The 22,961-nt window shown below is 29.4% G+C and carries 21 protein-coding genes and 2 pseudogenes; 2 read left to right on the top strand and 21 right to left on the bottom strand.

Annotated elements, in window-relative coordinates; all coding sequences use genetic code 11:
* Window positions 1-175 precede the first annotated feature (175 nt).
* Both CDLVIII_RS12890 and CDLVIII_RS12885 read left to right on the top strand, forming a co-directional pair.
* Complete coding sequence (locus tag CDLVIII_RS12890; protein ID WP_009169873.1) at window positions 176-1,186, top strand: LacI family DNA-binding transcriptional regulator; 1,011 nt, start codon at window positions 176-178, stop codon at window positions 1,184-1,186.
* 414 nt (window positions 1,187-1,600) lie between these two features.
* Window positions 1,601-2,668 (top strand): galactose ABC transporter substrate-binding protein, encoded by a 1,068-nt coding sequence (locus CDLVIII_RS12885; protein WP_009169872.1) that lies wholly within the window; start codon window positions 1,601-1,603, stop codon window positions 2,666-2,668.
* 69 nt (window positions 2,669-2,737) lie between these two features.
* Here the strand turns inward: CDLVIII_RS12885 and CDLVIII_RS12880 are convergent, their stop codons facing one another.
* The 21 genes and pseudogenes from CDLVIII_RS12880 to CDLVIII_RS31255 form a co-directional block, all read right to left on the bottom strand.
* Window positions 2,738-4,162, bottom strand: a complete 1,425-nt coding sequence (locus tag CDLVIII_RS12880; RefSeq protein WP_009169871.1) for a glycoside hydrolase family 1 protein — start codon at window positions 4,160-4,162, stop codon at window positions 2,738-2,740.
* 363 nt (window positions 4,163-4,525) lie between these two features.
* Entirely contained in the window at window positions 4,526-4,936 is a 411-nt protein-coding gene (locus CDLVIII_RS12875) for a VOC family protein (protein WP_009169870.1), read from the bottom strand.
* Window positions 4,937-5,024: 88 nt separating this feature from the next.
* The gene (locus CDLVIII_RS12870; RefSeq protein WP_009169869.1) at window positions 5,025-6,017 is read right to left on the bottom strand and encodes a Gfo/Idh/MocA family oxidoreductase; all 993 of its coding nucleotides are present in this window, start codon (window positions 6,015-6,017) and stop codon (window positions 5,025-5,027) included.
* A gap of 52 nt (window positions 6,018-6,069) precedes the next feature.
* Entirely contained in the window at window positions 6,070-6,759 is a 690-nt protein-coding gene (gene rpiA, locus CDLVIII_RS12865) for a ribose 5-phosphate isomerase A (RefSeq protein ID WP_009169868.1), read from the bottom strand.
* A gap of 44 nt (window positions 6,760-6,803) precedes the next feature.
* Window positions 6,804-7,820, bottom strand: coding sequence for a Gfo/Idh/MocA family oxidoreductase (locus CDLVIII_RS12860; RefSeq protein ID WP_009169867.1), 1,017 nt, complete (start codon window positions 7,818-7,820; stop codon window positions 6,804-6,806).
* A 144-nt stretch (window positions 7,821-7,964) separates the two neighbouring features.
* Window positions 7,965-8,927 carry a Gfo/Idh/MocA family oxidoreductase gene (locus CDLVIII_RS12855; protein WP_009169866.1) on the bottom strand — a complete coding sequence of 321 codons (963 nt, stop codon included), beginning with the start codon at window positions 8,925-8,927 and terminating at the stop codon, window positions 7,965-7,967.
* A gap of 71 nt (window positions 8,928-8,998) precedes the next feature.
* Entirely contained in the window at window positions 8,999-9,823 is an 825-nt protein-coding gene (locus CDLVIII_RS12850) for a Cof-type HAD-IIB family hydrolase (RefSeq protein ID WP_009169865.1), read from the bottom strand.
* 197 nt (window positions 9,824-10,020) lie between these two features.
* Window positions 10,021-11,511: an HTH domain-containing protein gene (locus tag CDLVIII_RS12845; RefSeq protein ID WP_009169864.1), complete on the bottom strand. Its 1,491-nt coding sequence runs from the start codon at window positions 11,509-11,511 to the stop codon at window positions 10,021-10,023.
* Between the two features lie 914 nt (window positions 11,512-12,425).
* Window positions 12,426-12,785, bottom strand: a complete 360-nt coding sequence (locus tag CDLVIII_RS12840; RefSeq protein ID WP_186005566.1) for a hypothetical protein — start codon at window positions 12,783-12,785, stop codon at window positions 12,426-12,428.
* Between the two features lie 122 nt (window positions 12,786-12,907).
* A pseudogene (locus CDLVIII_RS12835) lies at window positions 12,908-13,071 on the bottom strand (flavodoxin family protein); the annotation flags it as partial.
* A 330-nt stretch (window positions 13,072-13,401) separates the two neighbouring features.
* A complete protein-coding gene (locus CDLVIII_RS32000; protein ID WP_242835919.1) occupies window positions 13,402-13,695 on the bottom strand; it encodes a hypothetical protein in 294 nt (97 codons plus the stop codon).
* Window positions 13,696-14,172: 477 nt separating this feature from the next.
* The gene (locus tag CDLVIII_RS12820; protein WP_009169861.1) at window positions 14,173-15,018 is read right to left on the bottom strand and encodes an aldo/keto reductase; all 846 of its coding nucleotides are present in this window, start codon (window positions 15,016-15,018) and stop codon (window positions 14,173-14,175) included.
* A gap of 179 nt (window positions 15,019-15,197) precedes the next feature.
* Window positions 15,198-16,163, bottom strand: coding sequence for an aldo/keto reductase (locus CDLVIII_RS12815; RefSeq protein WP_009169860.1), 966 nt, complete (start codon window positions 16,161-16,163; stop codon window positions 15,198-15,200).
* A 35-nt stretch (window positions 16,164-16,198) separates the two neighbouring features.
* Window positions 16,199-16,681: a flavodoxin gene (locus CDLVIII_RS12810; RefSeq protein ID WP_009169859.1), complete on the bottom strand. Its 483-nt coding sequence runs from the start codon at window positions 16,679-16,681 to the stop codon at window positions 16,199-16,201.
* Between the two features lie 97 nt (window positions 16,682-16,778).
* Window positions 16,779-16,985 carry a hypothetical protein gene (locus CDLVIII_RS31995; RefSeq protein ID WP_242835917.1) on the bottom strand — a complete coding sequence of 69 codons (207 nt, stop codon included), beginning with the start codon at window positions 16,983-16,985 and terminating at the stop codon, window positions 16,779-16,781.
* A 454-nt stretch (window positions 16,986-17,439) separates the two neighbouring features.
* Complete coding sequence (locus CDLVIII_RS12800) at window positions 17,440-18,072, bottom strand: flavodoxin family protein (protein WP_009169858.1); 633 nt, start codon at window positions 18,070-18,072, stop codon at window positions 17,440-17,442.
* 32 nt (window positions 18,073-18,104) lie between these two features.
* Window positions 18,105-19,094, bottom strand: coding sequence for an aldo/keto reductase (locus CDLVIII_RS12795; RefSeq protein ID WP_009169857.1), 990 nt, complete (start codon window positions 19,092-19,094; stop codon window positions 18,105-18,107).
* Between the two features lie 94 nt (window positions 19,095-19,188).
* A pseudogene (locus CDLVIII_RS30705) lies at window positions 19,189-19,504 on the bottom strand (NAD(P)-dependent oxidoreductase); the annotation flags it as partial.
* Window positions 19,505-19,647: 143 nt separating this feature from the next.
* Window positions 19,648-20,877, bottom strand: coding sequence for an MFS transporter (locus CDLVIII_RS12790; protein WP_009169856.1), 1,230 nt, complete (start codon window positions 20,875-20,877; stop codon window positions 19,648-19,650).
* 399 nt (window positions 20,878-21,276) lie between these two features.
* The gene (locus CDLVIII_RS12785; protein ID WP_009169855.1) at window positions 21,277-21,885 is read right to left on the bottom strand and encodes a TetR/AcrR family transcriptional regulator; all 609 of its coding nucleotides are present in this window, start codon (window positions 21,883-21,885) and stop codon (window positions 21,277-21,279) included.
* A 588-nt stretch (window positions 21,886-22,473) separates the two neighbouring features.
* A complete protein-coding gene (locus tag CDLVIII_RS31255; RefSeq protein WP_009169854.1) occupies window positions 22,474-22,632 on the bottom strand; it encodes an MATE efflux family protein in 159 nt (52 codons plus the stop codon).
* Window positions 22,633-22,961 lie beyond the last annotated feature (329 nt).

The following is a 22,961-nucleotide window of genomic DNA, read 5'->3' as shown; positions in this document are numbered from 1 at the left end:
TTCTTTAATTTATCTTTTATACCATTCATTTGAGTAATCGATTTACCTTATATAATAATTATTGCAGATAACTTTAAATTTGTCAAGTATGCCATCAATCATGTTTACACATTTTATTTAATTTGATATTATTTAATTATCAAGAAATGTTTTACTCACTTTTAAGGAGAGTTTTATGAAAAATAATAATATATCAATAAAAAAAATAGCTGAATTAAGCGGTGTTTCAGTTGCTACTGTTTCTAGAGTAATAAATAATAATGGTCGCTTTTCTGAGGAAACTCGAAAAAGAGTTATGGGCATAATAAAAGAATATGATTATACAATAAATATGGCTGCTAAAAGTCTTAGGATGAGCAAATCAAAAACTATTGGAGTTATAGTACCAGACATTAACAACGAGTTTTTCTCTGAGATTGTATTAGAAATAGAAAGATTCTTCTTTAATTCAGGTTACTCTGTTTTTATATGTAATACAAGTCAAGATGATATGAAGGAAAGAGAATATTTCAAAAGCCTAGATGCTAAACTTGTTGATGGAATAATTTGTATCTCTGGTCGAGAAGATATTCCGACGGATTCTATAAAAAGAAATATTCCTATAGTTTGTATAGATAGAAAACCAAAATATGAAAGTAATGCAATATACGTGGAATCAGATCACTATTTAGGTGGCTTTATGGCTACCGAAGAGTTAATAAAAAAGGGATGCAAACATATACTAATGCTAACAAAATCCAAAAGTCTTTCTGTAAATAAGCAACGTTTAGATGGATATACGGATGCACTAAAAAAATACAACTATCAAATTGATGAAAATTTAATTGTGAAGCTGGCTGGAACTCGTTCAAATTTTGAGGAATCAAGAGATACGGTAAATTATTTGTTAAAAAAAGAAATTACCTTTGATGGAATATTTGCAAGTAACGATTGGAGGGCTTACGGCGCATTAGTAGCTCTTAACCAAAATCAAATTCCTGTTCCTGAAAAAGTTAAGATTGTTGGCTTTGATGGAATATCTGTTTCTAAATATTGTTATCCAGCTATAACAACAATATACCAAGATAAAAAAACCCTTGCTATGGAAGCTTCTAATTTATTATTAAGCTTAATCGATGGCGAGGATATAAACTCTTCGCAACATATTGTTATACCTGTTTCACTTATTGAAAGAGCAACTACTTAATTTCTTTTAAGATCATATATCTACTTAGTTTTTTAATCAGAATTACTTGTAAAACTGACATTTGCTTTAGCCCCAGAAGGGGCTTTATTTTGCCTATTTTTATTTACTCATTTATTCCTAATCTTAATTTCTACTTATTTATTCATAGATTATATATTCCTATATTTAATTCCCTATATACGCTTCTATTGATTTTTTATTTCTTTCAACTGTATCAATAACATAATATCTTTTTATTAAGCCTGTATAATGTAATGTATAGAAATTTTTCTCTGTTTCTAAATATCTAAAATATATACTTTTATAATCATTATAATTTAATTTCTTATGCTTATGCCAAAGAATAAATTTTGAATCTATAAGCAAACTAAAATTAAATATTATAATTAAAAATGATATTTAATGGAGGCTATAATGAAAATATTAAGCAAAGTACTCTCATTAATCATAGTTACTTTTATGATCTTTTCTTTGACAAGTAACTCAAATTTTACTTTTGCTATCTCTAGTTTAAATGTTAGTGATAATAAAATAGCAAATGTTGCAGTATTATTATATAGCTATGATGATATCTCTGTGTTACAACTCAAGCAACTTTTAGAGAATATTCAAAAGAACAATAATAAAGTACATTTCACTTTTTTTGATGGAAAGAATAATATATCTTTACAATATGAGACATTTGATTCTGTTCTTAACGATAACTATAATCTATTTATATTAAATTTAGCTGATGTAAGAGAAGATACAGTAAAAAATTTTATTTCTAAAGCCAAACTCAAAAATACTCCATTAATTTTATTAGAAATTGACCCTCTATTAGCATCAAAATTATCTAAGGATTATAACAAAGCCGCTTTTGTAACTTTAGATTCAAAACTAACTGGTACAATAGAAGCTAGAATTCTATCCAATCTATGGAATACTAATAGAAAAGCTATAGACAAAAACGGTGACAACATATTGCAGTACATTTTACTAGATGGTAAAGCCAATAATCCAATTGCAATAGATAGAAAAAATTCTGCTATTTCTGAACTTAAAAATTCAGGAATAGCAACAGAACAGCTTGCTATAGTAAATGCTAATTGGTTAAAAGAATTAGCTAAAAATTCAATTGATTCTCTATTTCTTCAATATAATGGTAAAATTGAAGCAATAATTGTAAATAATGATGCTATGGCAATAGGAGCCATTGAAGCACTTCAAAAATACGGATATAACAAAGGTGATAAGTCAAAAAATATAGCAGTTGTTGGAATTGATGGATCACCAGAAGCCATAGAATTAATTAATAAAGGATTTATGACTGGTACTGTTATTATTGATCAAGAAATTGTATCTGAAGCACTTTATACTATTGGAATGAACATGATTAATAATATTAATCCTATTGAAAATACAAATTACAAACTTAGTGACAGTGAAATAATAATTCCAACAGGTTTCAAAGAATATACAAGTATGACTAAACCTGAATAACTGCTATCCATATATATAAATGTAAAAATAAGACTCTCGCAGTATGATACAAAAAGTCTTATTTTTATTTTAGCATTTTTTATTTTTTAAGTTTTCCCCATTTGTGGCTATTACTTCTTTGTACCAATAGAAACTCTTTTTCTTATATCTTTCTAAAGTTCCACTTCCATCATCATTTCTATCTACATAGATAAAGCCATATCTTTTCTTAAGTTCAGCAGTTGATGCACTTACTAAATCTATGCATCCCCATGTTGTATATCCCATAAGTTCAACACCATCTTCAATAGCTTCTGCCACTTGAACTAAATGATCATTTAAATAAGCACTTCTATAATCATCATTTACAGTCTTATTTCCGTTTTCATCAGTTACTAATTTGTCAACAGCACCTAAGCCGTTTTCAACTATAAATAATGGTTTTTGATATCTGTCATATAAAAGATTTAATGTATATCTCAATCCTTCAGGATCTATCTGCCATCCCCATTCTGAAGCTTTTAAATATGGATTTGGTACACCAAAAATAAGGTTACCTGATCCCGCTTTATTCTTTTCTGGATCTGCTGTTGCACATGCACTTACGTAATAACTAAAAGAGATGAAATCTACTGTATTTTTTAATATTTCTTTATCTCCTTGTTCCATTTTTATTTCTATGTTATTTTCTTTAAAGAATCTATTCATATATTTTGGATATTCTCCTCTTGCATGAATGTCAGCAAAGAAAAGATTTTCCCTATCCTTCTCCATTGCTTTAAGTACATCACTTGGCATTGGAGTTAATGGATAGTTTGGTACTCCAAGAATCATACATCCAATTTTAAATTCTGGATTTATTTCATGTCCAATTTTTACTGCAAGTGAACTTGCAACTAATTCATGGTGCATAGCCTGATATAGATCTTGTTTACTTAACCGCTCTTTAGGTGTCCATATACCTGCGCTCATATATGGAGCATGAATTGCTGAGTTTATTTCATTAAAAGTAAGCCAGTATTTTACCTTATCTTTATATCTAGTAAATATTGTTCTTACATAATTTTCAAAAAATCCTATAAGCTTTCTATTAGTCCATCCATCATAGTTCTTTGCAAGTGCTAATGGTGTTTCATAATGTGAAATTGTAACTAAAGGTTCAATACCATACTTAGCTAACTCATCAAATACATTATCGTAGAACTGTAAGCCTTTTTCGTTTGCTTCTTTATCATCACCATTTGGGAATATCCTCGACCATGCAATTGATAATCTGAAAGTTTTAAATCCCATTTCAGCAAATAGCTTAATATCTTCCTTATATCTATGATAAAAGTCAATACCTATAAGCTTCATATTATCTTCTGTTGGCTCGGAAGTTATAGGTCCCATTATGCCTTTTGGCATTATATCTTGAGTAGATAACCCTTTACCATCTTCATTATACGCCCCCTCACATTGATTGGCAGCTGTAGCTCCCCCCCATAAAAATCCTTCTGGAAACTTAATTGACATAATTTTCCCTCCTAATCTTCATATTAATAAACTTTAATATCATTATTTCAAAAGTTTATTAAAACTCTTATCAGATACTAAATTTTGAAATTTAATTTATTGATTATGCTAGCCATCAATTTTAGCTAGTATAATTACCTTATAATTTTCCTTCTTATTAATAAAACTGGTTGCAATAGAAATATTTTTATTACAACCAGACTTATTTAATATTTATTTATAAATCCAACCTTTAAATATCAATTTTATATTTATATTCCGATTATTTAATTAAAAATATAATTTAATACTTAATACTTATCTTTATAATTCAAATAAATTTATTCATTCATCACTTTTTATAAAATATAATTTTTCTCTAGATTAAACGGTTGCCTGTGGAGATTGTGGATCAATCTGCATAAGTTCTATTTTATGCCCATCAGGATCACTAATCCATGCTTGAACATTAAGATCACGCCCCTTACGTGGCTCAATAATTATAGTTACTCCAAATTGTCTTAACCTCTCCACCATCTCATATATATTATCCACTGATAAACTAACATGATGAACGAAATCTTCTGAATCTATGCGTATCTCTTTACCCGGTTCTGGATAGAATAATTCTAAAAACTGCCCATCTGTAATCTTAAGATATTCCAGCCAAGGCTCTCCTGTCTGTCTATTATTCAATGAAAATCCTCTTTTCAATCCAAGAATATCACAATAAAAATGTATTGATTCTTCCATGTTATTAACACCCATTGCAACGTGTCCTATTGATTTAATCATTTTGAATGCACCTCTTTCAAATTTTATATATAGAATTTCACACAGTTTTAGCTACTAACCTAATAAAAAAACTAAATGAACATAAACTTTATTTTATATCCTTGTCAGCTGGAAATATGATTCCACCTTTATTTCTTGCAGTTGTTAAAACTTCACTAACTATTAAGCTATGTTCTAGTATCTTGTAGCATCTTTCTAAATCATTGTTTTTAATCATATTGGCAAACTCAATGAATTCATTAACCATTCTATGTTCATAATTATTTTCATCAATTTTTGAATTTGTTCCATCATTCATTAATAATTCAAAGCCTTTACAAATATTAGCTGGAGTATCCTGAAATATACATCCTTTATCTCCTTGAATATTATTAGCAATAGGAGCTTTACAATCTTTTGCACCAACACAAACACATTTAAACTTTCCATAATCTAATATCAATACTCCTGATGTATCTATTCCTCTTTCAATGTTTGGATAATATTCAACATTTTCAGGTTTTCCAAATAAGCCAACTACATAATGGACGTTATAAAGATTTAAATCCATTAATGCACCACCAGAAAATTTAGGATTAAAGGCAGGCAATACATTTCCTTCTTTAAAACTATTATATCGACTAGAATATTGAGAATAATTGCATTGAACGATTTTAATATCTCCTAAGGTTGGGAGTAATTCCTTAATTTTTTTATAATTAGGAATATATTGATTAGTAATAGCTTCAAAAATAAATAATTGTTTTTGTTTAGCCAAAGCACTTAAGATTTGTGCTTCTTTATAGGTTGATGTGAATGGTTTTTCAACAATAACATTCTTATTTGCCTCTAATGCTTTTTTAGCAAATTCAAAATGTAAATTATTAGGCAATCCAATATAAATTGCATCTAAATCCATATTCAATAATTCATCATAATTGTAGAAAACATTCTCAATCCCATATTTATCTCCAAATTCTTCCATTGCCTCTTTATCTTTTTCAGTGCCACAGATAGCTACAAACTCGATATCTTTTAAATTTGAGCTTGTTGATAATAAATCCCTTACTATCATTCCTGCTCCAATTATACCTAATCTCATGTTAATTCCTCCTTTTTTTTATCTAAAAATAGCTAAATAATATTTAATAATTCTACTTCTTTGAAATGACTCTTACTCCATTTTCTCCTGCTACTATTAACTTTGTAACTTCTCTTGTAAATATAGACGTTCCAACTACTCCTACAATACCATTTAGGCTATCATTTAATTTCTTAAAATCATCTATAGCCTCAAACTCTACATCTAATATAAAGTTGCCATCATCAGTAATTAAATAACCATCTTTATTAGTACTAGCCCTTACCATAGGCGTACCGCCTAAATTTTCAACTCGTTTACTTACATACCCCAATGAATCCTTCACTATTTCAAGTGATACTGGGTATTTACAGCTTAATTCTTTGGTAAATTTTTGTTCATCTATTAATAATATATACTCCTTAGCCATTGCTCCTATTATTTTTTCCTTTGTAAACACACCTCCACCGCCTTTTGACGCATAGAAATTTTCATCTACCTCCCCGCAACCATCAAAAGCAGCATCTACTTCTTCAGCAAAATATGTTGGCAGTACTTCTATGCCATATTTAATGCAAAGTTTCTTTGTATTATCAGATGGAGAAACAATCTTAATTTCAATCCTATTTTTCTTCACTTCTTCACTCAATAACTCGATTAGACAAACAATATTTCTTCCTGCCCCTAAACCAATTACAGTATTATTTTTGATATATTCCATAGCTTTTTCAGCACATAATTTTCTTAAATTCTCTTGATTCACTTTTATCTTATTCCTCCATATTCACTACTCATGATGTTTTACATCTATAATAAATCTTTTACTCCTGTTTCTAATATTTCCATCTGCAATAGCACTTGTTCATCAGTTATAGTTTTATTTTTGCCATTTATAATCGCTTCGTATAAATCATCATATACTCTTCCATAGTCACCCTTTACTGACGGAACTTTTTCTTCATGAATTTGACCTTTTTCATCCATATATGTAAGCACACCATAATGATTAATCGTATCAATTCCAAAATCCTTGTTTTCTGGCATATAAAATAATTTTAAATGTTCTTCCTGGCGATCCTTTGTTTGTTTTACAAAGCACCCCTTTTTACCATATACAACAAAGCTCGGCCTTTCCTTTATTCTAAAATAACTAGATTTTACTGATACTTTTAACTTTCCATAATATAAATCTAAATCAAAGTAATCATTCATTCTACCTGATCCTAATAACTGTCTTACATCATAATGGATATTATCTGGCTTACCAAAATAACTAATTACTTGATCCAAGGTATGGCACCCATGTCCATATAAATATGAGAAGGCTGGATCAAAATGCTTAATAGACTCAGGGATTTCTGGTCTATAATAATCATAATGCATTTCCACTTCTAATAATTCCCCTAGTTTCCCTTCCCCAATAACCTTTTGAACTGTTAAAAAATCACTATCAAAACGTCTATTTTGATAAGACTGAACAATTAATCCTTTCTCTTTTGCTAAAGCAAATATTTCTTTTGCCTGCTCTGAAGATTCCATAAATGGTTTTTCAACTAAACAATGTTTATTGTGTCCTAATACCATTTTTGCACATTCATAATGACTATTATGTGGTGTACAAACTACGATTAATTGTATTTCTTTATCATTTAATAAATCATCTAAATTTGAAGTGTAATTTATTCCATCTATTTTTTCCCAAACATCATTTTGAGGATCTTTTTGATAGATTGTTTTTACTTTTATATTTTTTCTTTGTAACACAAATGGTAAGTGATACCTATTAGCACTCTTTCCATTTCCAATATAACCGATTGTAAGCATATAAAAAAACCTCCTTAAATATAATACTTTTTTTAATTATATATAATCATATACAAAATTTTATATATGATAAATAAATTAGCATCTATTAATATTTCATTTATATAAATATCTATTAAGCAAACGTTTAAAATAACGAAATAATTACTGGCTATTTCTAGCAACATCCATAATAGTCATTATTTCTATAGAATCCTTCCAACTCATACTTTCACTTTGAACCTTTCCTTCATTCATACATTTAATCACCTCTTCAATCTGATATTCGAAACCATTTATATCAAAGGGCATTTGTATTTTTCCCTCTTTCCCATCAATAAAAATATATGCAGTATCAGCATTTGAGAATTTAGGTACACAAATTCTTCCTTTAGTCCCAATAATATTCGCTTCTCTTATAGTATTAAGATTTATAGCTCCATAAAGCTGTGCCTGTTTTCCTTCTTCATAACCTAAGTTTATTGAGACACATTCATCTACTCCTGTTTTTCCTATATGAAGATTGCTTCTGATACTTTTAGGATGGTTTCCAAAAATAAATGAACTATAAGATACATTGTAAATTCCCACATCTAATAATGCTCCCCCACCTAAGTCCTTATTAAACAATCTGCTTTCTGGATCAAATGGTGCATCAAATCCATAATCAGCTTGCAATAAACGAACCTCTCCAATTCTTCCTTCCTTAATCCAAGACTTAACTTTTTGATTTATTGGTAAGAAACGAGTTTTCATTGCTTCCATGAAAAAAACCTTATTTTCTTCTGCAACATTTATTACTTCCCTGATTTCATCCCCATTCATAGTAACAGGCTTTTCACATAATACTGATTTGCCATTTTTTAGACACAATATAGAAAGTTCTTTATGGAACACATGTGGTACTGCGATATATATAGCTTCTATACTTTCATCTTCAACTAGTTCTTCATAACTTCCAAAACATTTCTTAGAAGATACATCATATACTTTTCCAAATGCTTCAGATTTTTCTTTATTTCTTGAAGCAACCGCTTCAAGTTCTACTGAATCCATAGCTTTAACAGTTTGAGCAAACTTATTCGCGATATTTCCAAGTCCTATTATTCCCCACTTTATTTTTCTCATCTTATACTTCCCCATTTAATGTTTTAGATTTTTATATAGATGTACTTAGATTTCCAAGGGTTACGTATATTCTAATGTTTTTCAACATCATTTGTAATAAATTTCTCAATTACATATGCTACTCCATCTTCTTCATTATTTTTTGTTATGAAATTCGCTAGCATTTTAATTTCATCCTCTGCATTTCCCATAGCTACTCCAAGTCCAGCATATTCTATCATTTCTTTATCATTTATAGCATCACCAATAGCAATTATTTCTTCTTTGTTGATTCCTAAATGTTGTGCTAACTTTTCTATTCCAGTAGCCTTATTACATCCTTTTTTCATAAATTCTAACATAAAATCTACACTTCTAACCACGTTATACTCTTCAAATAACTCTTTAGGTATTTTTGAAGTAATCTTATTAAGTATATCTTTTTCTTCCTCTAAAACTACCTTAAGAATTTCATCATCATCTTTTATATCTATCAGAAAGTCTACTACCCTTACTTTAAGATTTATCCTTTCCTCTTCATCTTCAGAGAACTTGCTTTCTATATTTACCAAATCTTCATTCCTGGTAAATGCATGAACATATGTTTTAAGCTCTTTCACCTTATTATAAATATACTTTAAGTCTTTGCCTTTTAATGTTTCATTACTGCTTATTATTGAGTTATCACTACAATTACATATCAAAGCTCCATTTAAAGCAATAACATAATCATCTCTACCTATAAGTTGTAATTCATTTAAATAATTTTTTATCCCTTGAATTGGCCTACCTGATGTTAAAACTATTTTTAAACCTAAACTGTTAGCCATTTTTAGTGATTTTTTAGTATTTGATGAAATTGTTTTATCTGCTCTCAAAAGTGTTCCATCCATATCTATAGCAATAAGTTTATACATATTCATACCTCCAAAGATATATACTTTGTATCAATCTTTAGTTTTATTATAATAAATCTAATGTTCTTTCCACAAACTAAAGTATTTCACCCTAAATAGTGAAATACTTTATAGTTGCATTTTTATAACTTGATAAAATAATTAAACCTATAGTCTAGAATATAAACTTTATCTATACTCTAAACTATAGGCTTAATTTACTCTAATTTACTTTTATAGCTATCAAGATATTCTGCTATCATATCAATATCATTTTGCTCAATTTCAGGATTTATTCTAATAAAAGGAATATCAGTAATATCTGCTATTGTTGAAGTCGTAATTATTAAGTCTACTATTTTAAGATTTTCCTTATTCTCATACATAAATTCTTGATAATTATACAATCTACTTATGACTATTTTTTCTCCAAAGTTCTCTTTAGTTTTATCCTTAATAAAACTAAAGATGGACTCATCATAATCACAAACAATTACTGCATTTAACCTATATTTCCATAGCCCACACATAGATACTAAGAGTATAGTTATATAGGCTAACTCAATCAGTTTTATGTCCAAACTAAGTTTCTTCTTGATTATATTTATAATTTCAGTGGCCATTTTAAATTCTGTTTTGTAGGTTTTAACAACTTTTTCGTCTATCTTATTTGATATACAATACCTATATTTTAAACGATTTATCATTGGCGCAACATATAAAATCAACTTATATCTATTATCTAAATTAGTACTTAAGTCTATCTTAAACTTCTCATGTAAAATTTTGAAAAACTCATCTACTATACTAATTACTTCTTCTGTTTCAATATTTTTAATATCTGTTCCATTAAGAAATTGTTTAGATTTAAAATACTGCTGCAAATTTAGCCACTCTGATTCAGGTAGATTTACACCTAATTCACTTTCTACTTTTTCTCGTATAGAAATCATCATTGTCATAAGCTCATCATTTATATCATTTGAATCCTCTAAATTAAAGCCTAACTTATGGCGATTAACTGCAATTAATATTTCATAGCAAAAAAGTTGGGAACTATGTCCTGATAAATAATAATTATATTTTTTAGTTTCACAATTTATAATATGAAACAGATATCTAGCTCTCGTTATAATATCTTTATCTTCAAACAAATAATTCCAATACTTTGAAATAGTACTTGCATTAGCCCTTATAGCTAAAACCCAGCTAATTATATTTCTTTTTTCCTTTTCATTTGCTTTAAGTGTAACCCCTTTATTTAAGGAATAACTTATTCTCATATTTAAATTTTTCTTTAGCCATTTATTAACCAAAACAATATCATTATTTACAGTAGCTGCAGATACATATAAAACTTCTGCAAATTCTTCTGCAAAAATATATTTTTTAATCGTTAACTTTAATAGTATGTACATTTGTCTGTCTAATGGTAAATCGGGTTTTTCAATTATATACTCATAATCTAAAACTTTTCTTATAACATTACTTTTCTTTAAAATATTTTTATTTACTTTATTAAAAAAATAACCTTTTTTTATATTAGACTCTATTTTCACATGGTATTTTTTTAATAAATCATTAATTTCTTTAATATCTCTTCTTATTGTCCTAATTGTTACATTACAAAATCTCGCTAATTCATTTCCGGTAATACATTCATCTGTATTTAAAATTAAATTTAAAATATCTCGATGTCTTCGATTCAAATTTATGCTCACCTACCTTATATACAAATCAATATCTCCATTTCTATTAGTTATAGTATATATATATATTAGAAATAAAGCCATTGTTTTTTGTTATACTCAAATTATACTTCTAATCAAAATATTTATCTAAATGTGATATTATAAAGCGTTTACAAAATAAAAAAATAAAATTCCTTATACAACAACTTCACCTCTTACTTTTTATTTTAATTATTATTTATAGGATTTTTTAAAAATATTAACACCTCAATACTGAACATGATTAAACCTATTCCATGAGGTGACATATTAGCGAATTTTCCATTTACTTGCTCATATCTAATAAAAGTATTTTTCTCTATTGCTACTCTCCATCCGATACAGCAGCTATCCTCTCACTTTCTAGCCATAATTCAAAATCATTATAATAGAGTAGTTGTAAAATTTTCACAAAAACTCCTCCTACATAAATAAATTACTCTCAGAAAAGAATTCACAATAAAAATTACTTTATTACAAAAATCAAGCATAAATTCCGCCACAAAAAATTTCACTATTTATTCATTGGTCTTTAAGATTACTAGATGCTTAATTTTGTTAAGTTATTAATACTTTTCCCAATCCTTTATAACATCATATATACATAAATATTCTCTATACTTTAAGCCTATTGAAAATGATGTTTATAACTGCGATATATCTTAAAGTCAACTCCCAAATCAATATCATTTTTTAGTAATTGGTTTACAGTCACTATTAGAATAAAAGCTTCTAACTAATCAAACAAAAATTCTTAGATAATCATAAAAACAGTACAGGGAATCAAAGTGAAAATTCTTAGTGATGCAATCAAATGAGTATAACTCTTTACATCTCTAGTTAAAATAATTTATCCAATATATTTATTTCTTCTTTAATAATTAATAATCAAATTAGAGACTACAACAAAGTATATATGCAGGTGGTACATTCCTTACTTCTCTTTTTACACTTACCTCACTAAAGTATTCTTTAATAAAATCTTTCTTCAATAAAGTGTATTTAAAAGTGATAAATTTGCCGTCTTCCTTTAAATACTTTTGTGTTTTTTTCAAAATATTTGAAGATAAATCATTAGGTAAACTTGCAAACGGAAGTCCTGAGACAATATAATCTATCCACGGAATATCGTATTTTTTCATGTATTTCCCAATGTATTCAGCTGAATCATTAACAATATAAATATTAGATTCATCTTTATATTTTTCTTCAAGTAGATCGCTACTAAACTCTTTGTTACTTTCAAAAAACAAAATTTTGGTCTCCTTTTTTCTTCTTTTTACTATTTTTTCAGTAAGCACGCATTTTCTCTCTCTGGTATTTCCACACCATTCTTAAGATCAGCTTCCTTACATTTTAAGAAAAATGCCATTGTACATTTTTTCTTAGTAGCACCTTGCCTACAAGCAATGTATCCATTCAATGCCTTATTATCTCTGTCTCAATTCTATCCTTATTTAATGTTTCTGTAACTTCTGTTAATGCAGTATAAGTGCATTCTTTTTGATGTGGGCTTCCATTTACTAATAATACTTTCATTTTTTTAGCTCTTCATTTCCTTTTTAATACTTTTTTATTCTGTCACCTCTGTTTCTCACAACAATTATATATGGTGGTTTTTATCTAAGTAGTAGCTAGTACTAATAAAACCTTTTTTCTTCATAATTATTACTTTAATAAAACCAAATGTCATTAATCATTCAAACTGAATATCGACTATTGATCCGTACTCGCAGCAGTTCTGCTACTTAAAACTTCATCCAAAACCTCTTTCGCATTATCAGTTTGTTTCTTGCCAACTTTTACTTCTAGTACAGAGATATTATGCTCCTCATCTGTGCCTAAGTCAGTCCTACATTAAACTCAACGTTAAAATGACCCTGTAACTGTGAAATTAACGCCCTCAATATTTGATAACGCTGAAATAGTTGCTATCTCTCTGCTTTGGAAATCTTGGATATCGCGTCCGAATATGTCCCCGAAAAGCTGTCCTTTCAAAAAATCATCAATAACGGGAACAAAGGTATTTCCGCCACTAGCAGGCATTCCTGTCAGTCTAGTCTGAATTTCAGTTCCAAGTTCTATACTGCTTTTATTGGCAGGTAATTGGCTTGCTTTCTTGCCAACCTCGTCCTTTATTCCTTTTTGCTCCCGCTCTTCCATGACTCTACTAAAAGTACTAGTACCACTCAGACTACGCAGGAATCCCGCGTATGCATATATTTGCACCAAGATCTCCTTGATTTCATTAACAGTCAAACCATCATTCAACCTTTCGTTCAAAGCTATTTTCAACTTCTCTAAATCATCATTAGCAGTGAACTCTGCGATAAGAACTATACTCTGTTACTTAATATTCAAACTTTGGTTATTTGTGGCTTGTTTTTATGAATTTTTGTTTACTTCGGTTGCTGTTGCTTCGCTTGAAAATCCACTCACTGAAACAAGCAATGAAATCGACAAAATCATTACTATTAATTTTTTCATTTTCTCCTTCCTTGACATTATTTTTTCCTTTTCTTATCATAGAAGAAATACTATGCATTTCTACTTTACCTTTGAGTTCCACTATATATATCATAGTAAGAACTACCTAATTCTTTAAAATAGTTCTTACTATATACGCATTAATAATTAATTCTATCTTACTAAACCTGTTAAATATTCAACTGTTTGTGGATCATAATGTGAGAAGAATAAACTTTCAGCTTTATCTAAAACAGCAATCAAATCCATATCCTCTTTTGTTAATTCAAAATCAAATACGTCAATATTTTGTATCATTCTTTCCTTGCTAACCGATTTAGGAAGCACTGATACTCCTCTTTGAATAAGATATCTTAAAGCAACTTGTGCAATTGATTTATTATATTTATCTCCAACTGCTTTTAATGTTTCATTACTAAATAAGTTATTTTTCCCTTCGGCAAAAGGTGCCCAAGCTTGAATCTGAACGCCATACTTTTTCATTACTTCCTGAGCCTTTACTTGTTGATTAAATACATGTGTTTCAACCTGATTTACTGCTGGAACAACTTCATTGAACTTAATAAGGTCAATTAATCTATCTGGATAAAAGTTACTTACACCTATTGCTTTAAGTTTTCCTTCTTTATATAGTTCTTCCATTGCACGATAAGTTCCATAATAATCATTAAATGGCTGATGGATTAATACTAAATCTAAATAATCAAGTTGAAGTTTTTTCAAAGATTCTTCTATAGATTTTTTTGCATTTTCATATCCAGCATTGGCAATCCAAACTTTTGTAGTAATAAATAATCCTTCTCTTGGGACACCACATTTTTTTATAGCTTTTCCTACCGCTTCTTCATTACCATAAGCCTGCGCTGTATCTATTAATCGATAACCTACTTCTATCGCATCTAGTACACATCTTTCACACTCTTCTTGATCTGGAATCTGAAATACCCCATATCCCAAAATTGGCATTTTGACATCATTGTTTAATTTTACATATTTCATACTAATTTCTCCTTTATTTTAATTTTTATACTAAACAGGGATATTTTCTTAATTGAATTTGTTGTGATATTATCACTATATTACATTTGAGTAACTCGAAATCAAGTACTTTTCTAATTTTTTTCGATCTATCTTACAAATATTAATTAAAATCGCAATGCAACAATTCCCTTGATCTGTTAGAAATGGGTTTCATCTATATCAATTTTAGACAAAGCTTCATTTATACTAGCTAATTCTTCCCTTGTTAATTCTATATTAGAAGCTCCCAAATCTTCTTCTAATCGATGTAATTTTGTTGTACCAGGAATTGGAACAATGTAAGGCTTTTGTTCTAATTCCCAAGCTAACACAATTTGTGCTAATGTTGCATTTTTACTTTCAGCTACTTTTGTGATTAAATCTAATAATGCTTGATTATGATCCATAACTTCGGATTTGAATCTTCCCATAAAATTTCTAAAGTCACCTTCTTGATATTTTGTATTTTTTGTATACTTACCACTTAAAAATCCATTACCTAAAGGACTATAGGCAACAAATGAAATACCTAATTCTTCACATATGTCAAATAATTCTTTTTCTGGTTCTCTCCACACCATTGAATATTGATTTTCAATAGCCGCTAATGTACATACTGCATGAGCACGTCTCATATAATCGATTGGTGCATTTGATAATCCCCATGTTTTGATTTTTCCTTCAGACATTAATTCTTTCATTACACCAGCGACAACTTCAGGTGCAACTCTTGGATCAACTCTATGCTGATAATATAAATCAATACAGTCAATCTTTAATCTTTTTAAAGACCCTTTTACTTGTTCTCTAATAGATTCAGGTCTACTATCTAAGATATTTTGAGGTTTTCCATCAACAATCTCTTGACCAGTAATACCAAATTTTGTGGCAATTATAACTTTCTCTCTCACTGGAGCTAATGCTTCACCTAATAACTCTTCATTAGCTTCACCATAAACAACAGCTGTATCAAAAAAATTGCATCCTAATTCAACTGCCTTACGAACCAATTGAATCATCTCTTCACGGTCTGCTGGTTGTCCATAAGCATGATCCATTCCCATGCATCCTAATCCAATTGCCGAAACCTCAAGATTACTATTTCCTAATTTACGTTTTTTCATTTTAATTCCTACCTTTAACTATTTTTTTGTTTAATTTATGGAATCATTCCTAATTTCTGAAGCCAAATTGATACTTCTTTTTCCGACGCACGCACGCTACTTCCACTAATTGAAAATCCTCTTAAAACATTTGATTTTGGGCAAAGTTTCTTTATATCTACTTGACTGTTACCCATTTTACCTCCTCCGTGTGTACAAAATGGAATAACAGTCTTATCAGTGAAATCATATGATTCTAAGAATGTAAATACGCTCATCGGCATTGTGCTCCACCAATTTGGAAAGCCAATATATATTACATTATAATAACTCATATTCTCTACTTTAGTTGTTACTTTCGGTCTACTATTACTTTCCTTTTCTTTTTTAGCCACCTCAACTACTTCACTATAACTAGTTGGATACACTTCTACTGTATCAATTTTAAACAAATCACCTTTTACCTTATCATTTATTATATTTGCTATTACTTCTGTATTTCCAGAGTGTGAAAAGTATACAATTAAACTTTTTGCCATTTCTATCCTCTCCTATCTTTTTTCTTTGCTTTTAATGTAGATGTATTTTATACATTTAGTATTGTTGAAATTTCAACATACAATAATAGCTGTGTATTTATTCTGTAACCCACTCTCCAATCATACGAGCGTGTTGCAAATATTCTTTATTGTGTAAGTAAGAATCCACAAAACCATAATTTGTAAATATTTCTATTTTAAATTCTTCAATGGATCTTTGAATGCTTGGAAGCGTTAATATATTATTAACATGGCGTTTCATTTCTTCAGCTGAAAACCCTGTGTAGTTCAACAAAATTCCCATCTTTTTCTTCGGGCATAGTTACGTCAAAGACGATCAATTAACATAATAGCCTGTGAAGCCATGCAGTTATAATAGATTGGTGCTTCAGCAATAATTCCATCGCTTTCGTGTATTTAAAGTTAGTAATTGAGCAAAATATCTTCTTGTACACATTCACCACCATCTCTACATTTATAGCAAGCTTTACAATAATAGATGCTCTTATTCCTTACATCTATTCCTTGAACTTCTGCTTCTTTTTTTCGCTACTTCCATAACAATTTCAATCAATGACCTCCAATTGTAGGTGTAGTCGTAATAAATAATATTTCTTTTATAATTGCCACTCCTTTCTATCTCTATATTTATCATCTGTATCAGTTATCTATTTTGCATACTTGTTTGATGATTTACGCCATTCAAGTGAAATTGCTTCTATTACTTAAATTCTTATGATATATCATAACATCAATATCTATCTTATAAAATTAGTGAATATTCCAGTTTCACGCTCTGGCATTTTCACACCCCCCTTAAGTCCTGCTTCCTTACACTTTAGTAAAAATGCCATATTACGTCCTAGTGTTCTCATAGTTTGCATTCCTTCAAAATCCTGTTTAACCTGCTCAGGTGTTGCACCATGAACTATATTCCAGTACTGTGAAGAAACAATTGGCATCTGCATTAATCCGAAATATTTATTCAACTGGTCATACGTTGCTGTAGTTCCAGCTCTCCTCGCAGATATTACACATGCTGCTGGCTTCATATAAAATGACTGTCTGCCTCCATTAAGATCTGAATAAAATACTCTGTCCATAAATGAGGTTATTGCTCCACTTGCAGCTGCAAAATGTACTGGTGAACCAAATATAAAACCATCATAATCTGCGGCTATATCAAGAAATTCATTTACTTTATCATCAAATACACACTTTTTCTTCGTAATACACGTCTTACATGCAATACATCCATTCAATGCCTTATTACCAATCCAGAATATATCCGTATGAATGCCTTCCTTTTGTAATGTATCTGCGAGTTCTAATATTGCAGTATAAGTGCATCCTTTCTCATGTGGACTTCCATTTACTAATAATACTTTCATTATTATCTCTCCATTTCTTATAATAGTATTTTTTATTTCCCTGCTCTTTTAGCCATGTCTGACCCTACTGGGTAACGCTCTCCAACTACAGTAATCTTTGATAGTGCATCATTCAATTTACTAAGATCCCCATTCGTCAAAGTGATTTCTGCTGCTCCTGCGTTCTCTGCTAGACGATGGGCTTTTGTTGTACCTGGTATTGGAACAATCCAAAGTTTTTGTGCTAATACCCATGCTAAAGCTATCTGTGCAGGTGTAGCACCTTTTTCTTCAGCCACCTTATAAATCAAATCAATCAAATCTTGATTTGATTTCATATTTTCCGATGAAAATCTTGGAAGTTGACTACGAAGATCACCTTTTGCAAACTCAGTGTCTTTATTGAAAGCACCTGTTAAAAATCCTTTTCCAAGTGGTGCAAATGGCATAAATCCAATTCCTAATTCCTCTAAAACTGCTAGCAATTCTCCTTCCGGCTGTCTCCACATCATAGAGTATTCACTTTCTACTGCTGTAAGTGGACATATTGCATGTGCCTTTCTAATGGTATCTACTCCCGCTTCTGAAAGTCCCCAATGCTTTATCTTTCCTTCTTTTATCAAAGCCTTCATTGTATCTGCCACCACTTCAATTGGCACATTGGGATCCACTCGATGTAAATAGTACAAGTCAATCACATCAGTTTTTAATCTCTTTAACGAACCTTCTAAAGATTCTCTAATTACTTCTGGTTTTCCATCCAAAACCTGTTTTCCATTAACTACTTTTATTCCACATTTAGTACTAATCACCACTTTATCTCTGTAAGGGCGCAATGCCTCACCAACTAGTTCTTCATTAGTATATGGTCCATATACCTCAGCGGTATCAAAAAGAGTAAATCCCATTTCAATAGCCTTATGCATAAGTGAAATCATTTCCTTTGTATCTGAAACAGTTCCATAACCATAACTCATTCCCATGCACCCAAGTCCAATTGCTGAAATCTCAAGACCACTATTTCCCAATTTACGTTTTTTCATTATTAAAACCTCCTTGTTGTTTTTACAATGTAAAATTTATATTATCTAAAGTTTCTTAATACTTACGACTATTATTACTCATTTTTCTTCTTTATAACCTAAAATCAACTTTATCTTCCTTAGTTTCTCTTATCTCCTGCTTTGTGCTGGCATTTCATCAAAGCCCTTTCTATAAAGTTTAATTGCTTCTTTAGCTCTATTTCTTTTAGCAGTTCTTGCAGCATCCATAGCTATATTACCTGCTCCTATTATAGCCACTTTTTCTCCTAATCTATAGGTGATTTTAAGTAATCAATAGCGAAATATACATTTCCCAAATCCTCTCTTTTTATATTTAAAGTCTTTGGATTCTATACCTCAGTTCCAATAAATACTGCTTTATATCCATCTTCAAATAATCTATTTAACGAAAAAGCATGTTTTTAAACTTAATTTTCTCTAAGTATTTTTCCCTTTCATCTTTCTATATATTTAAGCATACAATAACTAGCAGTTGGATTGTATGCGTTCATCAATTCTTCCAAGTCTTAAGGAACTTATGCAATATTAATATTTATAAATAATTTTCTTCAATATAAATATCATTATCATTAATTTCTTTTTTACTTAAATGAAAAATTGTAAGTGCTGTACCACAAACAGCAAGAATTACTAATATTATTCCTTCTGTATAAAAGATTCCGCTAAGCGATTTAACCCATGAAATTCTTTCTAGGATTATAGCACCATATGGTGATGTGCATGCACCTAAGTTATAACCTACTAATAATAAAGATGTAGCGAGCCCACTATTTTCAATAGCACCATTATTAACTTTATTAACCAAATATGGCATAATCATTCTAAATGCAAATCCTATAATAAGACCTCCAATAGCTGTTAAAAATACACTATTTGAAAAGCCTATTAAAAACATTGCAAACGCCAATAGTACAAATGCGATTGGTAAAGTAAATCCTTGAGTTACTTTTACAAGTTTACCAAATAGTAATCCTGATATCATAGCTCCTAATCCAACCATAAGATTAACTGTACTTCCATCAGTAGCAGTACCATAACCAATATTGGTCATCAATGTTGTTACTTTTATTCCCATGGTCATATAAAGAACAGCTACTATAAATATTAATACAACATATCCCAAGACTGATAAGAAACTTCTCTTGTTTAAATTTTTATCTTCTTGTTCCTTTTTATTATTAATCATTTCAGTTTTGAAAATAATTTTATTTGTAGGAACATTTGGTACAAAAATAGCAAACAAAATAAATACTGGTATTGCAATAACATAAGCTAGAAATGATATTTGCCAGTTTATCCTTAATAATTGTCCGGCAATAAAAACAATTGCGAGTCCACCTAATCCTTCACAAGCACTCTGAAATCCAAATAATGTTGAGCATTCATCATCATCATAAAAATATTTAACCATAGCTACTAATAGAGAGTTGAACAATCCCACTCCAAAGCCAAATAAAGCTCTTGAAATAAAAATCAAATAGAAATTACTTGATATAACTGGCACCATTCCACAGATAGCAACCATTCCGATACCAATAAGAATTGTTCTTTTATATCCAATACGTCTTGCAATAAAACCACTTATTAATACTGAAATCATAAGAAATAAAGATGGAATTGTAATCAAATTCTCTACTAATGATAAAGGTATATCAGAAAATGCCTTTGCCATAGCAGGAATATTGGCATTCATGGCAGCTGCAGATGCAACCATAAGCGAAACTGATAAAATAGAAATTTTTCTCATTAAGTTATTTTTCATTTTTTTGTCCTTCCTGAATTTTCATTTGTTATCTTTTACAAAGGATTATCTTACCCTTAAGACAACTCCATTTGAAATATCCACTCCAAGCTTAAAATAAAAGCTGAGTAATTCACAATCTGAATGACAGAATCAGTAGCTTTTACATGAGCATATCTTTCATATACATTTCTATTTCTATTCGTAGTTTTATTTCCACCTCCTTTAAGATTTCTTCTATGTTATAACCATAAAAATTTATATATCAAAAGTAACTAGTTCTAAGTGAAGCGACCGTATGTTATCAAACAAATTGTAATAATAATATATCATTTGATTGACCTAAAGTCAACGACTCAAAGTCAATTTTTCTATAAAAAAAGAAGCAAAACTTTAAATTTTCACTTCTTTTGACCATAATCAAACAATATATTCATTTAGCAAATAACCTATTATTGATTCATATAATCTATCTTTTCTGTTAGTCATCTTTATTTGTCCATTAGAAAAGCTCCAGCTGAGCATGATCCCATACATTTCCGCATTGATAACTAATGCTAGTTTATTAACAGGCGTATCATTTACCAGTTCACCCTTCTCGATTGCTTCATTTAAAATTTGCTCTAGACACGTAATGTCTTTCTGCAATTTCGCTTCACCTGTTTTTCTTCCTTCACTTTCGTCATTAGAATCCAGACAATATTTTATCCACTGTCGGTTAAGATCAATAGTTCCTTCTTCAATTATCGATTGAAATCCTGTAATATACCATAATAATCTTTCAGTTACCGGCTTGTTTTTAGTTTTTTCAAAATCTTTTAAAAAGCTTATCCAATGAGAACTTGACATTACTTCGAGTAATTCTTCTTTACTTTTAAAATAATGATAAAATGTACCTTTGCCACGGTTACATGCATTAGTAATATCTTCCACCTTAACTTCGTCATAACCATACTTAGTAATTAATTTTTGAGCAGTTTTAATCAGTACACGTTTTGTTTCTTCCGCCTGCTTTTGCCTATTATTCATTCATTATGCCTCCATGTCTAGTATACTCACGTCATATGTTAATATAATATCTCATCATCGACTTCAAGTCAATAAAGTAAACATTATAATTTTTCAAACATTCATCTCAATTTAACTAATTTTGAAAAGTGCCGTAATCGCAACTAAGATTATCTATATAAAAACACTCGACTTTTAAAAATCGACCTAATAATCAAAAAGGATGGACTAATGACCATTACTTTATTGATTTAAGGTGATTAAATTGAAAACTTCATTAAATCCAAAATTTGAGGATCTATCTATCATACAGCACCGGAGACTGGTTGCCAACTATAAAATACATATGGAAAAAGTTCGGTTTTTCTTAATTGTCTTCAAATATAGATAAGTATTCAGGTCTTGCACATTAGAAACTTGTTTTTCTTTATATTTCTGGTTTAATAGCAAATAGTAGTTTTATTAATAAAATAGCTAAACATTGCACCACTATGCCGATTCTAAAAGAAATTATAGATAAAAAAGGAAATGACAAAAAATTAAAATGGAGCTTGAAATATAAAAAAAGCTATAGCCACATTCTCACAATACCAAGAGATATAATTAAATTTATTGATTATCATACAAATCATTTTCCCCAATATATTTTCCTACAATTATTGCATATGTTGTATTATAAATTTGTTGAAAAATATTTTCTAAAATCATAGGAATAGTAAATCCAATCAAAATCTTAATTGGATTTACTTCACTCATATTTCTTGTCATAATTTTATCTTCCTTACACAAACTTTCATTTCGAAACATAAAGATTAATTAATCTGAAGCTACCCTATATTCTTATTTGTTTTTATATAATTTTGTAATTTTTTAAATACTTCTTCCTTTATTATAGTAAGAATAATATCGTTATTTACTGTAGCTTACGGTACATATAAAGATTCTACAAATTCCTTCAAAGTAATATATTTTTTAGTTTTATACTTCCCCATGACTACCTCACCTTGCAGACGAATGTGTTAAATTTCAGTATACAATGATTATAGAATGAATACTGCTACCCCAAAAAATTTTACTCCTTGGAATACTCTTTATAA

The sequence above is a fragment of the Clostridium sp. DL-VIII genome, assembly GCF_000230835.1.
Lineage (GTDB): Bacteria > Bacillota > Clostridia > Clostridiales > Clostridiaceae > Clostridium.
The sequence above is the reverse complement of the archived record's forward strand: the minus strand, read 5'-3'. Positions and strand labels throughout refer to the sequence as shown.